The sequence below is a fragment of the Chitinophaga sp. genome, assembly GCF_035761305.1.
Classification (GTDB): Bacteria; Bacteroidota; Bacteroidia; order Chitinophagales; family Chitinophagaceae; genus Chitinophaga.
In genome coordinates this window covers 1-13,427 of record NZ_DASTRI010000051.1, presented here as the reverse complement: position 1 = coordinate 13,427, position 13,427 = coordinate 1, and the positions used below count along the sequence as shown (strand labels likewise).

The 13,427-nt window shown below is 43.8% G+C and carries 14 protein-coding genes; 5 read left to right on the top strand and 9 right to left on the bottom strand.

All coding sequences use genetic code 11. From position 1 onward, the window contains the following. Window positions 1-583: 583 nt before the first annotated feature. The 5 genes from VFS25_RS05305 to VFS25_RS05285 all read right to left on the bottom strand — a co-directional run bounded on the left by VFS25_RS05305 (window position 584) and on the right by VFS25_RS05285 (window position 5,930). Entirely contained in the window at window positions 584-847 is a 264-nt protein-coding gene (locus VFS25_RS05305; protein ID WP_326461083.1) for a hypothetical protein, read from the bottom strand. A gap of 181 nt (window positions 848-1,028) precedes the next feature. Next, window positions 1,029-1,523, bottom strand: a complete 495-nt coding sequence (locus VFS25_RS05300; protein WP_326461082.1) for a TlpA family protein disulfide reductase — start codon at window positions 1,521-1,523, stop codon at window positions 1,029-1,031. Window positions 1,524-1,533: 10 nt separating this feature from the next. Further along, complete coding sequence (locus VFS25_RS05295) at window positions 1,534-2,574, bottom strand: hypothetical protein (protein WP_326461081.1); 1,041 nt, start codon at window positions 2,572-2,574, stop codon at window positions 1,534-1,536. A gap of 835 nt (window positions 2,575-3,409) precedes the next feature. Then, window positions 3,410-4,933: a hypothetical protein gene (locus tag VFS25_RS05290; protein WP_326461080.1), complete on the bottom strand. Its 1,524-nt coding sequence runs from the start codon at window positions 4,931-4,933 to the stop codon at window positions 3,410-3,412. 112 nt (window positions 4,934-5,045) lie between these two features. Continuing rightward, window positions 5,046-5,930: a glycosyltransferase family 2 protein gene (locus VFS25_RS05285; protein WP_326461079.1), complete on the bottom strand. Its 885-nt coding sequence runs from the start codon at window positions 5,928-5,930 to the stop codon at window positions 5,046-5,048. Window positions 5,931-6,504: 574 nt separating this feature from the next. Between VFS25_RS05285 and VFS25_RS05280 the strand changes: the two genes are divergently transcribed. The 4 genes from VFS25_RS05280 to VFS25_RS05265 all read left to right on the top strand — a co-directional run bounded on the left by VFS25_RS05280 (window position 6,505) and on the right by VFS25_RS05265 (window position 9,357). Then, window positions 6,505-6,774: a hypothetical protein gene (locus VFS25_RS05280; protein ID WP_326461078.1), complete on the top strand. Its 270-nt coding sequence runs from the start codon at window positions 6,505-6,507 to the stop codon at window positions 6,772-6,774. A gap of 545 nt (window positions 6,775-7,319) precedes the next feature. Continuing rightward, the gene (locus tag VFS25_RS05275; RefSeq protein ID WP_326461077.1) at window positions 7,320-7,892 is read left to right on the top strand and encodes a Crp/Fnr family transcriptional regulator; all 573 of its coding nucleotides are present in this window, start codon (window positions 7,320-7,322) and stop codon (window positions 7,890-7,892) included. Between the two features lie 165 nt (window positions 7,893-8,057). Next, window positions 8,058-8,756: a hypothetical protein gene (locus VFS25_RS05270; RefSeq protein WP_326461076.1), complete on the top strand. Its 699-nt coding sequence runs from the start codon at window positions 8,058-8,060 to the stop codon at window positions 8,754-8,756. Beyond that, window positions 8,740-9,357 carry a hypothetical protein gene (locus tag VFS25_RS05265; protein ID WP_326461075.1) on the top strand — a complete coding sequence of 206 codons (618 nt, stop codon included), beginning with the start codon at window positions 8,740-8,742 and terminating at the stop codon, window positions 9,355-9,357. Before VFS25_RS05270 ends, VFS25_RS05265 begins: the two co-directional genes overlap by 17 nt. Window positions 9,358-9,421: 64 nt before the next feature. On the opposite strand, the gene VFS25_RS05260 is transcribed toward VFS25_RS05265, so the two are convergent. Continuing rightward, window positions 9,422-10,111 (bottom strand): hypothetical protein, encoded by a 690-nt coding sequence (locus VFS25_RS05260; RefSeq protein ID WP_326461074.1) that lies wholly within the window; start codon window positions 10,109-10,111, stop codon window positions 9,422-9,424. A gap of 258 nt (window positions 10,112-10,369) precedes the next feature. On the opposite strand from VFS25_RS05260, the gene VFS25_RS05255 reads away from it, so the two are divergent. Continuing rightward, on the top strand, window positions 10,370-10,576 hold the full coding sequence (locus tag VFS25_RS05255; RefSeq protein ID WP_326461073.1) for a hypothetical protein: 207 nt from the start codon (window positions 10,370-10,372) through the stop codon (window positions 10,574-10,576). Between the two features lie 130 nt (window positions 10,577-10,706). Here the strand turns inward: VFS25_RS05255 and VFS25_RS05250 are convergent, their stop codons facing one another. From VFS25_RS05250 to VFS25_RS05240, 3 genes are all read right to left on the bottom strand, one after another. Further along, window positions 10,707-11,177: an RES family NAD+ phosphorylase gene (locus VFS25_RS05250; RefSeq protein ID WP_326461072.1), complete on the bottom strand. Its 471-nt coding sequence runs from the start codon at window positions 11,175-11,177 to the stop codon at window positions 10,707-10,709. Between the two features lie 10 nt (window positions 11,178-11,187). After that, complete coding sequence (locus tag VFS25_RS05245) at window positions 11,188-11,742, bottom strand: antitoxin Xre-like helix-turn-helix domain-containing protein (RefSeq protein WP_326461071.1); 555 nt, start codon at window positions 11,740-11,742, stop codon at window positions 11,188-11,190. Window positions 11,743-11,982: 240 nt separating this feature from the next. Then, the gene (locus VFS25_RS05240; protein WP_326461070.1) at window positions 11,983-13,263 is read right to left on the bottom strand and encodes a 5-methylcytosine restriction system specificity protein McrC; all 1,281 of its coding nucleotides are present in this window, start codon (window positions 13,261-13,263) and stop codon (window positions 11,983-11,985) included. Window positions 13,264-13,427 lie beyond the last annotated feature (164 nt).

Here is a 13,427-nt window from a genome sequence, read left to right as displayed (position 1 = left end):
CTTCATGCTACATATGATGCAACAAGAGAGACCAACTTGGCAAAACTATAACGATCTGGTAAAACAAGCATTCGCTACACCATAAGCTGCATTGCAAAACTGTGCAAACTATAAAACCCAAGTTCTTACGAATCCCGATTTTTCCATTTTAATATTACATAGCTATGTAACCAGAGATTTTTTATTAGACTATTTTTTAAAACAATTCAAGTCCAAAGATCAATTAATAATCTTCTTTCCCGGCTGTAGAAGTTATTGATAGGATGAAGGAGGATTAGACGATCATTTAGAGCATGGCGAGCACCAACAAGGCGACAATTCCAATACTCCTAATGACTATGTAAGAAAAAGATCAAGATCAGTTATGGAGACTCCGATATTCAGGCTCGTCGTGATCGAAATATTAGTATCAATCCAATTATCGTCCCAAAGGAAAATATAGTAGAATGAGATTAAATCGTGACTATTTCAAATTAACAGAGATGGCGTTTAAATTCAATTTAATACGCCATCTCATTATTTACTAAAAAATACGAATTAAAAGAACCACAATTGCTTAACTAGCAAAGCTCGATTTAAACTTTTATTCTACAACAATCTGTGTTGCTCTTGTGGTGCACTGCAAATTTGTGCATTTAGAAGCATCAGTGGTCGTTGTAAAATAATAGGTTCCAGCACCAATTCCGTTTGCTACACCCTCGGTTGAAAACGAAGTCGTGCAAATCCCAGATGTTTGTGTTCTATAACAATATTGAAACGGGCTGTAGTTCTTAGCTTTAAAAGCTAATGCGCCGCCTACAGAACCCAAAACAACGATAGCTGCTAACATAATTCTTATCTTTTTCATAACAACATTGCTTTTTTGATCAAAAAGCTAAACTTTAGTCAATAAATAAACCTACTCTATTATAGTGGTTTTCGGCTTACCCACTTGCCTGCTGAGTTTCATAAACGAAGGCGGATCCTTACCTATGTATGATATAGCAAGCAATATATTAATATTAAAATCCCCCTACATTATAAAAAATTCATTCAAATACCGCATCCTTGATCTTATTAACTCCTACATTCCCTAACAGTACTTGCTTCAGCGTTTTATCTTTATTATATACTGCAATAAATGGCACGGCCGATGCTTTATAAAACTTTGCAAAGTACGCATCGTAGTCCTGCACTAAGGTAATATTAGGGTATTTGTTTAACTCATATTGCTCATAATATCCTTTTAGTGTAACAAATGGAAATTCAGACAACATATAAACCTGTACATTTTTCAGCTCCTTTTCGTTTTTAATTATATCTGCCGTCTGTGCCCTGCAATAGGGGCAATATGGGCTAAATAAAAATATCACCATAGGTTTTCCAGTAGGTATGCTCGCTGTAGTGATTCTCGTTATACTATCCATCTTCAGAACAGTAAAATCTGGCAGTGGTTTGCCTTCATAACCTGTAATTACCCGCTCATTATGACTGACACATCCCGCTAGCATTACTACTAATATTAAAGTGCACAATAATTTCATAAAATATATTTTAATTTACTTGAGTTAATTCGTGTTCAGTTCTTAAATTGAAATATGTATTCCACTTTGCATTTTGTGGATAAATTCCTGCCATCACGATTGGATATAAAATCAGGCACAGAAATACAGTAGTAATCATCAGTGGAAAAAGTTGATATCGTAATTCAATCGGTGCAGATACTACACTAAAAACCATATTCCCAATCCAAACAATCAGCGTCCAGTATAATACCCGCCGGCTGGTCGGCTCGCACCGCCGAATACCGTCCAACCATATAAAACCGATAAAACAAACAATAAAAAGCAAGTTTACAATTGCACTCAAAATCGTAAATACTTTCGTAATATGAATCTCCTTGTTACCATACCTGGTGTGGATTTTAGTATCTTTCCATTGAAACCAATTTGCTATAACAGTGGCTACATTTTCGCTCCCCATATTATACCCACCCATAAACTTGGGAGGTGGCGCATAATATTTTATAAAATTCGGCCACACATAATGCTGTAAAAAAAGCCAGGGATGACGCGATATCAGATAGCGCCCGTAATCCGCATATAGTGTTGACACACTGGCCCAGCGTTTCAAAACGCCTGTAGTAGTATCCTTACTCCATTCATTATTCATATACACCATCAAAGGCGCTTTCCAGTCCCAGAAATAATAGATACCCACCTCGGCATCCGGACGCAGCTGCAGGTGCCGTATAGAATCCATATGATTGTTTACAAGTTGATGTAGGGCCCTGAACCTGTCAGGTACGTCTTCAACAGGATCGGGGTTCGCATAAGCATAGCCATACAATGCACTAGACCCGACCAGCCAACCGCCAAAAGCAGAGTATTGCAGGGTGCCCGTTTCTTTATGATAATACCATACTGTACATACTATAAAACTCACCAAAAGTAATAAAATACCAGCTATACCAGCCAGCTTGTTCCGTAACCCGGTATTAGTAATAAGAATGGCAGCTACGCTAATGCAGGGATAGAACACGGCAGTATATCGTACCGTAAACGCAAGCAACAATATTACTGCATGCCATAACATTAGTTTCGAACTGGGCCGGTTTATGATCCACAACAATTGAGTAAACCACAACAGGCTTAGTGCAGTAAACAAACTATCACTGGAAACATAATTGCTGATATGGGGTAGTAAAGGATTCAATATACTAATGGCCATCACTATCCTGAATAACCACTTTTCGGGATCCAGAAAATATCTTATAGAGAACAGGAAATGTAATAGGCAGCCCTCCAACAACATGTATTGAAACCACACTAGCGCTACATGCGAGCTGGTAAAACAACTGAATAATCTTAGAAACTTGGAATAACCTATAGGCCATAAATTAATAAACTGATTATTATACGCAGCGTCTACATAAGAATTCGAATCGGGCGGCATAAAATTAGGGTAAGGGTATAAAAATTTGAAGACGAGAAATTGTGCAACTATAACGTTAATAGATACTATTAGTAGAAATCTGTTCTCTCGATCTTCTTGGAGCCACTTTTTAAAAAGTATGTCAGGAATATGATATTGGAATAACATAATTTGCTATTCTATTATTTATGATGTAACTGATGGATACAACTCCGCTGTTCTTCTTTAAATCCTGCAATTCTAATTGTGCAATTAGCGTATTTACAATTTGCACAATTGAATGTGGTAGTCACCCTACCCAGGAATGGTAGTCATCCCCATATCGAAACAGCCATAGCAGGTTCCGGGCCTCCCTGTCTTATAGCAGTATCTATCAGGCGAATATTTCTTGGCTTTAAAGGCCAACATACCTCCCACTATCCCTAAAAGGACAACTGCAGTAAGCATAATTCTAATTCCTTTCATAAAAAAAATTTTAGGACCTACAAAAATATCCTTACTTATCTCCACTACCAACGCCTGCTATCATACCGCTGTGAAACGTTGTGTTGTCAACAACAGTGCCCGATGATCCAATCATCCTAGTACCTCGCTTTTCTTCCGCCTCCTGCCTTCCTATCTTCACCAGATAATCTATCAGCGACAGTGTAAAAACAGTAGTAAGTATAATCGGGAAGGCCTGAAATCTTAAGGCAGCAGACGATGCAAAGATGGTAAACCCAGCATTCAGCAACCATATGCTGCCGGCCAGTATAATGCCCTTCCTGTACAATATACTCATGCCAAAACCATTTACCATGGCAAAGCATATCAGCCCGCAGAGCATTACTACATTAATAACGCCCGAAGTAATTGGGTAAAAATCCAGTACACTGATTACAGGGCTTCCGGCTCTGGTTTTTACTTTAGTACTCTTATAATCAAACCACTGTTTAGCACCCAGCGTTACTTGGTCATAACCGGAGTTATACAAGCCGAGAAACTCCACCGGCGGCGCATAATACTTATTGGCATTAGGCCACAAAAAGTAGCGAGCGTAGTAAAGTGGGTACTGGCTTATAATATACATGCCATAGGCTTTGTAAAATGGTCCCATGCTGGCCCATTTCTTTAGTTCGCTGGAAACGGTATCTTTTTTAAATTGTGTGTCCCGGTAAGCATATAGCGGCAAACCCGGTGACCACATATAAAAAGTACTGGCCTGTACCGCCTCCAGCGGAAACTTTTTTACATCACGGGTACTGTCAAAATAGGATCGGATCATATTATCCAGTTTCCTGAATCGTTCTGGTACAGGCTTCCGGTCAGCGCTATCTACATACCGGTACGCATACATGGCATTATTAGCCATTAACCAGCCGCCAAAAGGTGAATATTGCCAGGTACCTGTAAGCGCTTTATATTTATTGCCCGTATATAGCATAAAAAGCCCGCAAAATAAAAATCCGATGCCTATGCTTGCCAGTTTCTTGCGCGTTGGCAGCCGGCACGCCAGAATAACAACTGCCGTAATAAGGGGATATATTAATGCATTATACCGCACTGTAAAAGCAAAAAACAATACAGCAATATTCGCTAGAAGAACCTTGGTTCCGGGATTATGAAGTGTCCATAGCAGCAGTGTAAACCAGATCAGGCTCAGGCCCAGGAACAAACCGTCACTCGATATTAAGTTCCCCATATACAGGAACAATGGGTTCAACACAATAAAACAAAGCAATATCATTTGTAATACCTTACTGAACCGATAAAAGTAAAATAGGGTAAACAGCAGGAACAAGGCGCTGCATTGCATGAATAGGTATTGAAAAGCAACGAGAATAGTATCGGAAGTAGTAAATACACTAAACAGCCGCAAGAACCGCCCATACCCTACCATATAAGACTCAATGTCTGAATTTTTATGGGCAATGTCTATATATACGAAAGAATCACCGTGTATAAAACTCGCAAAGGGATAAAACCACTTAAACACCGCAAACTGCACCACCACCGCTGCCAGCGCTATCCATAGTATCATCTTATTCCGGCGGTTCCCGAACAGGTATTGTTTAAAGGTTTCAGCAGGTATGCTTGCTGGTATCATAGCCTTGTCAGTTTATCAATAAACATAAATTACTATAGCAGTTTGCCTAAACAGTTGCCTCCTGTTTAACGGTCCTGGTCAGCTCCGGCGCCAGCACCAACTTCTTCCCAAACATTCCGTACTTCACGATGCACCATACGGCCCGTACGCCATCCTTCCACCCTATTTTCTTCCCTTCGCTGAACGTACGGCCATAGTAAGAAATGCCTACTTCGTAAATCCTTACCCCTGGTATCTGCGATAGCTTCACCGTTACTTCCGGTTCAAAGCCAAAGCGTTTTTCCTGCAGGGGAATGCGTTGTATAATATCGGTGCGGAACATCTTATAGCAGGTTTCCATGTCGGTCAGGTTCAGGTTGGTGAACATGTTGGAGAGCATGGTCAGCATCCAGTTGCCGATAGAGTGCCAGAAAAACAAAATGCGGTGCGGGCTGCCGCCCATAAACCGGGAGCCGTACACCACATCTGCGAAACCGTTTATAATGGGCTTCAGCAGGGTATTGTATTCGTCCGGATCGTATTCCAGGTCGGCATCCTGCACCAGTAAATAATCACCGGTAGCATGGGCAATGCCGGTATGTATGGCAGCGCCTTTCCCTTTATTTACTTCATGTTCCAGGTACCGGATGTTTAATTCCGGGTGAAGCGTGCTGTATTCCTGTATGGCATGTGCAGTGCCGTCTTTGGAACAGTCGTTCACGATAATCAGCTCTTTTTCAATGCCACGTACCAGCGTTACATCGTTTATTTTATCCAGGATATAACCGATGGTTTTTTCTTCATTATAGGCGGGTATGATAATAGACAGCTTTTTAATGATCTTTCCGATGGGATTACCGTTAACGGCAGGATAGGCAACATTTTGCCCGCTCCTGTCAGTGTTGGCGGGTATGGGGGCCGGCGGGTCAATCTGGGTTTTTACTGGGTCCATATCTTATATGAGGTTTACCGTTATCAAAAAGAGAAGTACAAAAACATGCTGCCTGCTCTTGCCGTGAGGGAAGCAGCCCGGTAGTTTCAATAAAAAAGGTATGTGCCGTGCAGCAGTATGGGATTAATGCTTCAAAAAGAAATGCTGCAACAGGCGGTAGATAGCGTTTATATGCATACCGTGGTTATTATGAGTTATGTAATTCCGGTCATTCATTGCGTTGTAAAGATGCGATGTATTCACCGCTTTGCGGGTAGACCATTGGTTCTTTCCTGGGAGAAAATTGGTTCAGCTGGTAATAGCGCGCTGCCAAAAAAAATTTATTCATTCACATCTGATTAACGGAGGATAATTATGTCATGTTGTAATTTGGAGCGCATTTTTATCATTTTTCAATTAAAAGATGACCCGCCGTCCTTTCCAGGATGGCTTATTTTTTTATGCACCCAATCGAATACGTATGAAAAAATATATTAACGCGTAAAAATTGATTTATGTCAAGCGCACTATGTGCATCTTCCGCTTAAATTGCAGCCCACATTATTTTTTTTTAACTAAACCAAAACAATCGTCTATGGAATCCCTCACACCAGAGCAGGAAATCATCAAAGAAGCGGTCCTGACCCATATCCTGGACAACCTGCTACGCCAGAATGGTTTCGAGCCCGTAAGCTATAGAAGCAGGCAAATAATCCGCATCTTCCGCCTGTCACCACAGGAGTTGTGTGATTTGCGCGAGAAGGAACTCATTCCCGCGGTTAAAAAGAATGGCGCCTGGTACTATAATCCCAGTCATGTTTTAGAATACTTGATGCTCGAAATAGAAAATGGAATAATAGAGTAAAATGAATTACCTCCATCCGCTAAAAAAATATTCGTTTACATCTGATTAACGGATAGCAATTACTTCGCGCCGTAATTTTGAGTATCATATCTAACAGATATGGTTGGATTTAGGTTAACCTGCCGTCCTTTCCAGGATGGCTTTTTTTATTTGAGATCTAAGGTAAAGGCACAAAAAACCCGGAAGTTTGGCAAGCCAGGGACAACCGGGAACTATAACGCAAATATAACTCTTTTTCATAAAAGCCCACCAGACGGCAATTAATAATTCCTTTGCGCCCCGAAATTACAGCCATTTGAGGCAACCAGGTGCCCCATACAACGCTCTCTCCCAAAAAATCTTGATCTATATCAATTTCTTCAATACTCTATCTTTCTTAAATTGCACCTTTGGGTTATCAACCCAACACCAAAGCAGTCCATATGAAAACAGTAAAATCCCAAACGGCCAGTCGCACAAACCTTCCAATTAACGGTCCGTTAACGCAAAAGATCTGATTTCACGCATTATCCGTATATCATTATATTACGAACCCTGATTTCAATATGTCAGAGCAATTCATCCATTGGATAGAGGGCATGTTGCCCGTATCTGCTGAATTAAAAAATGCGCTGGAAGCGGTTATTACCATCATATCCGTTCCAAAAAAACATAAGCTGCTCAGGCCCCGCCAGCAGCACGATCATGTGTATTTTGTGCTGAACGGCCTGGTCTGCGGCTACACCAAACACCAGGGCAAAGAGCAGATCCGGTGGTTCCGCAGGGAAAATGAGCCCGTTGCCTGCCTGCCCCGTTCCCACGGCAACAACGTTTCATGCGAATACATAGCTACGATGGAACCCTGCCGGCTGGCGGCCATCCCCGCGGCAGCCTACCATGAGCTCACCCTGCGCTTCCCGGAGCTGCTGACGATTGATACGCTCCTGCTCCAAAAACAGCTGGCTGAAATTTCGGCCTATACCAACATGCTCAAGCTGCCCGTAAAGGAACGCTACCGCTATTTTGAAAAACATTACCACGATCTGCTGGGCCGCATTGCCCAAAAGCACATCGCCTCGTTCCTGCATACTACCCCCGAAACCATCAGCCGCATACGCGCCGGTAAATACCCCGCATAACCGCCTGCAATTTCTTGATCTTTATCAAACTGAGCACTGGCCTATCCTGTTTAAATTGCCGCACGTTAAAATAGTCATGTGTTTGCAAACCCGGGCATCTCCGCTTACTGCAAAAACAGCTGAAAAACCTTTTAATAAAACCCACAAAACAACCAGGATTAAAAAATGAATTACATTTCCCATCTGAATGCGTTCCTCTTTTACCAGCAAAAAGAGCAGCGCCTCAATGCTTACCATGTAAGCCTGTACATGGCCTTATTCCATTGCTGGAACCAGGAACGCTTTAAGGCAACCTTCCCGGTTAAACGGGTGCGGCTCATGCAGCTGAGCCACATCGGCTCCCGCAGTACCTACACCAAATGCCTGCACCAGCTGCATACCTGCGGCTACATTGTGTACCACCCCTCGTTACACCCCGGTCACCAGCCCAGCGTAAGCATGGTGCCCCTGCAGCCGCCTCCCAAAGCGCCGGCTAAAAATGAGCCGCCTCCCGGCCCGGATATGGACCTGCTGCAGCTCAAAATCGGCGCGCAGGCCTGCCCAAATGTGGGCCACCTTAATAAACAGTATATAAACGGTATAAAGTGTGGGCAAACCACGCCCGCACCCATACCCAACCGGGAAGAAGTATTCAGTTACTTTAACGCCATGGCCTATCCCCAAAAGGAAGCGGAACGCTTCTTTAACCACTACCGGGCCAACGGCTGGAAACAGGGCGGCAAAACGCCCATCGCAAACTGGCAGGCCGCCGCGGAAAAGTGGATGAGCTATGCCCTGGAAATAAAACTCAAACAACAGCAACATGCAAACAACAACACCCAGCTCCACGTACAACAGCACAAGAACTATGAAAACCCCTTATGATTATACCGCTGCCCTGCAAACCCTGGTGGATAAGGGCCGGCAGCTGTACGGCCCCGGCTACCGCATCCCCGACCTGGAAATGCCTGCCGTGCTAAAGCTGCTGTGCTGGTTCCTGGGCGATGAACAATCCGCGGCTGCATACGGCGTCAGCCTGCAAAAAGGACTGCTCCTTTCCGGTCCCGTGGGTTGCGGCAAAAGTGCTGTTATCAACATCCTGCGCGCATTGTGCAAACCCCGGTGGGCTTTCAGCATTGTACCCTGCCACATGGTAGCCCTTAGCTTTGCGAACGACGGCCACCTGGCGCTGGAAAAATACACCACCCGCTGCTGGCGCAATAACCGGCCGCATACCATCTGCTTCGACGACCTGGGTTTTGAAAGCAACGCCGCCCATTTTGGCAATAACAACATCAACGTAATGCTGCAGGTGCTGGCCATGCGTTATGACCTGTTCATTCACCAGGGCATGCTTACGCACGTTACCACTAACCTGAACAGCGAAGAGCTGGAAGCCCGCTACGGCAACCGCATTCGCAGCCGTATGCGCGAAATGTTCAACCTCATCGCCTACCCTGCCGGCAGCACCGACAAGCGCACATAAAAAAGTCCCGCACCGGAAAGGTGCGGGACGTTCAACTGCTATTATACGCTAAACAAAAAGGGCCTTAGTTGCCGCCGGCAGGCGCCCCTTCGGGTACATCTACCCGCACAATAGCCAGGGCATTGAACTTGCCGCTGTTCAGGGGGTAGTACTTCCCGTTCACCTGCTGGTAAAAGCGGATGCCCAGGGCCAGGAACAGGGGCTGTGTGCTGTTGGCCGGCACCGCGTTGCTCAGGCTTACGGCAGCTTCGGTCTGATCACCATATACCAGCTGCGGGGTAATGGCATGTGCGCCGGTATGCGCATTGCCGGCAAAGTTCACTTCAGACGCGGCCGACGTAATGCTGAAGTGTGTGGTGTTGGCCGGCGCATTGATCATGGTCTTGGGCTCAAATTCCGGGATGTCTATTTTCAGTGCGCCCGCCGCCCGGTCAATGGTAACGGTGTAAGGCGCAAAGAAAACGGAGGTAAGCCCTGCCTCGATGTTGAACTCAAAGCCCTGCAGCTGCAGCAGGTCGCCATCCTGCACGGTACGCATACCACGGGCGTTCACGCTGTCGGTTTTGATCACTTTCGACATTGCCTTGGACATACGGCTGGTGAGCCGGCTGTCGCGGGCGTGGTTGGCCAGTATGCGCATGGAGTCGGTAAGCAGTTTGCCGGCCTTTCCGGCCCGTTCAAATTCCGCCATGTTTTCCCGGGTGCGCTCGTAAGCAGGGTCGGTGGCGATACGTTTGCTAAGTGTATTCGGCATAAAAAATCGGTTTTAAAAAGTGAAAATGAATGAGGCATGTTTCAGGGCCCATGCCGTTAAGCCTTCATCATGATGCTATGCTGCGCAGCTTGTGAGTGCAATACTAAACCCGGATCAGCATGCAAAAAAACAAAGTGATCGTTTTGATAACATTTGATCACTTTTGGCGGAAAATGAACGTTTTGGATAAAAATGATCGTTTTGGTCAAAAGTGATCATTTTGGCTGCGCTGTTTTTGTAAAACCTATCCAGTAAACCATGAAAAAAGTAATACCGCAACGCCTGATCATTTACACCAAAGACGTGGAAAACCTTACCGGCAAAAGCCCGCAGTCGGCCCGCCGCCTGCTGAACCAGATCCGTAAAAAGCTGGGGAAAAGTGAAGAGGAGTTAATCACCATCACAGAGTTCTGTGACTACACGGGCCTGTCCGAAGCCCAGCTGGCCCCTTTCCTGGAAAATTAAAGGCGGTTTTATGGCTGCGCCATTGCACTCCAACTGCGGAAAAACCGGGGTTTCAGGAGGGAGCTATTGCTGCGCCATTGCTGCGCAACTACTCCCCCCTACATAAAAGCCCACATCTTTTGGGAGGGGGTTAGTGGGGGTAGGTTTTCAGAATATCCTCTATACGCGGGTCAGGCACATATCCCGTTACAGCAATCAGCTTTATTTTGGAAAAACCAGGATGCAGGGTATGCAGCACATAATTGTATTCCTGGGGTACAACTGCAGAAGGCACTTTGAGTACCGGCGTTTCCATAGCCAGGTACCAGCGGTCGCCAATGGACTGGCCAACAGCATAATCAAACGGGTTGTTCCAGCCTTTTGGCAGGTTATCGGCAGTATAGGTAGTAATGGGCAATGAGTCTGGCAGGTCAATCAGCATAATAGCATAGTCGTGGTTAAAGCCATAGCCCTTCCGGTAGGTCATGTTCTCCATGGTGGCCAGTGACACACTGCCGGCGGTATAAATAACTTTCTTTCCTTCGGAGTTCCAGCGGCCCGCAAAACCGGGTGCAAATAACGTTGACGCATATTTCTTTAACGCTATTCTTACGATTATCATCACGGTGGTTTTAAACCGGGTACCCGTAAGCAATGCGGTCCAGCTCTTGCGAAACTAGGTCTACACCGCCGGGCGTTATAAGCCAGTCTATAGGCGCCTTGTCAGCTTTCATTTTGGGTTTTGTTAACCATCCCTGGAATTCACGCAGGGTGCCAAAGACTTCCTCTCCCTTTTTAAATAATGCGATCAGCCTTAGCAAATGCTCTCCTTTAACCGGCTCTAAAGGTTTATGCTGCTCCTTGTAGTTGGAAAGGGTTCTGGGCGATGTATTAATCAGCTCCGCCAGGTATTTGTCCGGTATGGCGGCCGAACTGGCAAAGGCGTAAAATACTTTCGTGTCCACTCCTTTAATAGCAACACGCACAATATTGCTAAGACTGTCTATGTCTTCAAACTTCCCGGTGAGGGAAGCATTTTTCTCCGGATCAAACCACGAAACCCATGCAGCGCTTTTGCTTTTATCGCTAACGGCTGCGGGGCTTTTTGTGGCCTTGCTTTTGGAAACATTGGTTTTCCCGGCTTTTGCACCAGACGTGCGGGAATACGTCTGCTTAGTGTTAGACATAATTAATCGGTTCTAAGTTAAGTAAATAAGCCCTGTCCGGGGAGGACACAAACATACAGTTTGCTTAGTAATTCGCATCCTGTAAAAAACGGTTATAGATGATTTATCTCAAGATTGTCCCTTCAAAGGTATGCAAACTTTCCATTTTAAAAAAGAAAATTTTCACTCAACGGCCGGGTGCCTAATAGTCATTTTGCAACAGCTTTATAACAACTCGGAATAACATTGCGGGCGAAGCACCTATAGGTGATAGCTATTAATCACTGGCAATTTAATTGCCATTTTATAGAAGCTTGTAAAACCTGCAATTGGATTTGCCTTCAGGTCATCGGCCAATTTTCCAGATGCGGCCTGGTCAGGATATATAATTAAACAATCAACAACTGTATTTTGCTCTTCCTTTGTCTTATAACCAAGTTGTGATAGAATTCCACTATCTCTCGCATATCCGCTTAGCTGCCTGATGTCCTCCGACTGATATTTCTCCTGTTGATACCTTCGCTTGTATTTCGTATCAATAATCATTTTTGAATTATTCTTTACAAGAAGGAAGTCTGGTTGTCCGTAGGTACCTTGAATCTGAAACTTAATATCGTTGTGGTATTTATCCTTCAGCATTCCCAACACATACAATTCAAAAAGTTTTGGCATATTAATCCAAAATGGCGGTACTTTAATTATCCTGTTACCAGCTGCTTCAACCTCTTTGATATTGTAGCCAAATCTCCTCAGAATTAAGCCAGAATTATGAAGCGCCTCCTTATATTCATTGTAAAAAGAGCTATGCGCGACCTGTTCTGCTGCATTTAAATCGATATTCTCATTGACTTCCTGGAAAGCCGGCGAACAATAATTTATTATGGGGGAAATAAGTCCGGAATAGGCCGGCATTAATGCAAGGTATTTTTGCACGAAAATCAATGTCTTTTTTAAAATCCTGTTTTCAGCGCAGTTAATCCCGAATTCTTGGTATTGACAATAATTCTGAGTCGGTTTGATCTTTATTGCGCATTGCTTTATTGTTTTTGAAACCAATATTTTCCCCTTGATTTTAGAATTTAGGGGCTGTTCGATTTTATAATACGATCTTTTCAATCCCTTTCTAACAATTACTTTCAGTGCCTGTAAAAAATGAACTATCAAAATGGGAGTAAGCAGATCTCTCTGTTGTTCAATTTCTATAAGTGGCTCTTCAAACTTTATTTCATATAGGTCCTGGGTAAAATTTAACACATCCGAATGCCGTAAACAGGAGAAAAGCATTCCTAAATAATCCGTTTGTTGAGAGGTATCGTTTAGCTTGGGAGCTACATAAACAGCCACTTCATTTCTCTCTAACCAATCTGTTCCAATATAACAGCTAAAGCTTATTTTTTTACTTGTTCCCTCCTGGATAATTTCAACACACTTGCAATCTTCCTTTCTCTTAAAGAGAATCGATAACGCTGCAATTGTTTCAACAGATGAAACATCTTCAAAGCTGTGCTCAATAAACGCTTTATTAAAAAGGAGCTTAGACATATAAGGCTTCTATTTTTTCATTCGCTGCCTCCAATAATATCCCGTCTTTCAAATACTCCCTTAAAATTGGCTTTATTTCAAACTCAAGCTTCATTCGCAGCTCGTTTTCATCATTGACAAGAAAATAGCTGTGCCCTATCATTACATCTTTTTCCTTAAAATCA

Excerpts from the sequence above, each read along its gene's own strand:
- VFS25_RS05290 (WP_326461080.1), bottom strand. The coding sequence starts at position 4,933 with ATGATACTATGGATAGCGCTGGCAGCGGTGGTGGTGCAGTTTGCGGTG.
- VFS25_RS05275 (WP_326461077.1), top strand. The coding sequence starts at position 7,320 with ATGTCAGAGCAATTCATCCATTGGATAGAGGGCATGTTGCCCGTATCT.
- VFS25_RS05265 (WP_326461075.1), top strand. The coding sequence starts at position 8,740 with ATGAAAACCCCTTATGATTATACCGCTGCCCTGCAAACCCTGGTGGAT.
- VFS25_RS05285 (WP_326461079.1), bottom strand. The coding sequence starts at position 5,930 with ATGGACCCAGTAAAAACCCAGATTGACCCGCCGGCCCCCATACCCGCC.
- VFS25_RS05245 (WP_326461071.1), bottom strand. The coding sequence starts at position 11,742 with ATGTCTAACACTAAGCAGACGTATTCCCGCACGTCTGGTGCAAAAGCC.
- VFS25_RS05280 (WP_326461078.1), top strand. The coding sequence starts at position 6,505 with ATGGAATCCCTCACACCAGAGCAGGAAATCATCAAAGAAGCGGTCCTG.
- VFS25_RS05305 (WP_326461083.1), bottom strand. The coding sequence starts at position 847 with ATGAAAAAGATAAGAATTATGTTAGCAGCTATCGTTGTTTTGGGTTCT.
- VFS25_RS05270 (WP_326461076.1), top strand. The coding sequence starts at position 8,058 with ATGAATTACATTTCCCATCTGAATGCGTTCCTCTTTTACCAGCAAAAA.
- VFS25_RS05300 (WP_326461082.1), bottom strand. The coding sequence starts at position 1,523 with ATGAAATTATTGTGCACTTTAATATTAGTAGTAATGCTAGCGGGATGT.
- VFS25_RS05240 (WP_326461070.1), bottom strand. The coding sequence starts at position 13,263 with ATGTCTAAGCTCCTTTTTAATAAAGCGTTTATTGAGCACAGCTTTGAA.
- VFS25_RS05250 (WP_326461072.1), bottom strand. The coding sequence starts at position 11,177 with ATGATAATCGTAAGAATAGCGTTAAAGAAATATGCGTCAACGTTATTT.
- VFS25_RS05260 (WP_326461074.1), bottom strand. The coding sequence starts at position 10,111 with ATGCCGAATACACTTAGCAAACGTATCGCCACCGACCCTGCTTACGAG.
- VFS25_RS05295 (WP_326461081.1), bottom strand. The coding sequence starts at position 2,574 with ATGTTATGGCATGCAGTAATATTGTTGCTTGCGTTTACGGTACGATAT.
- VFS25_RS05255 (WP_326461073.1), top strand. The coding sequence starts at position 10,370 with ATGAAAAAAGTAATACCGCAACGCCTGATCATTTACACCAAAGACGTG.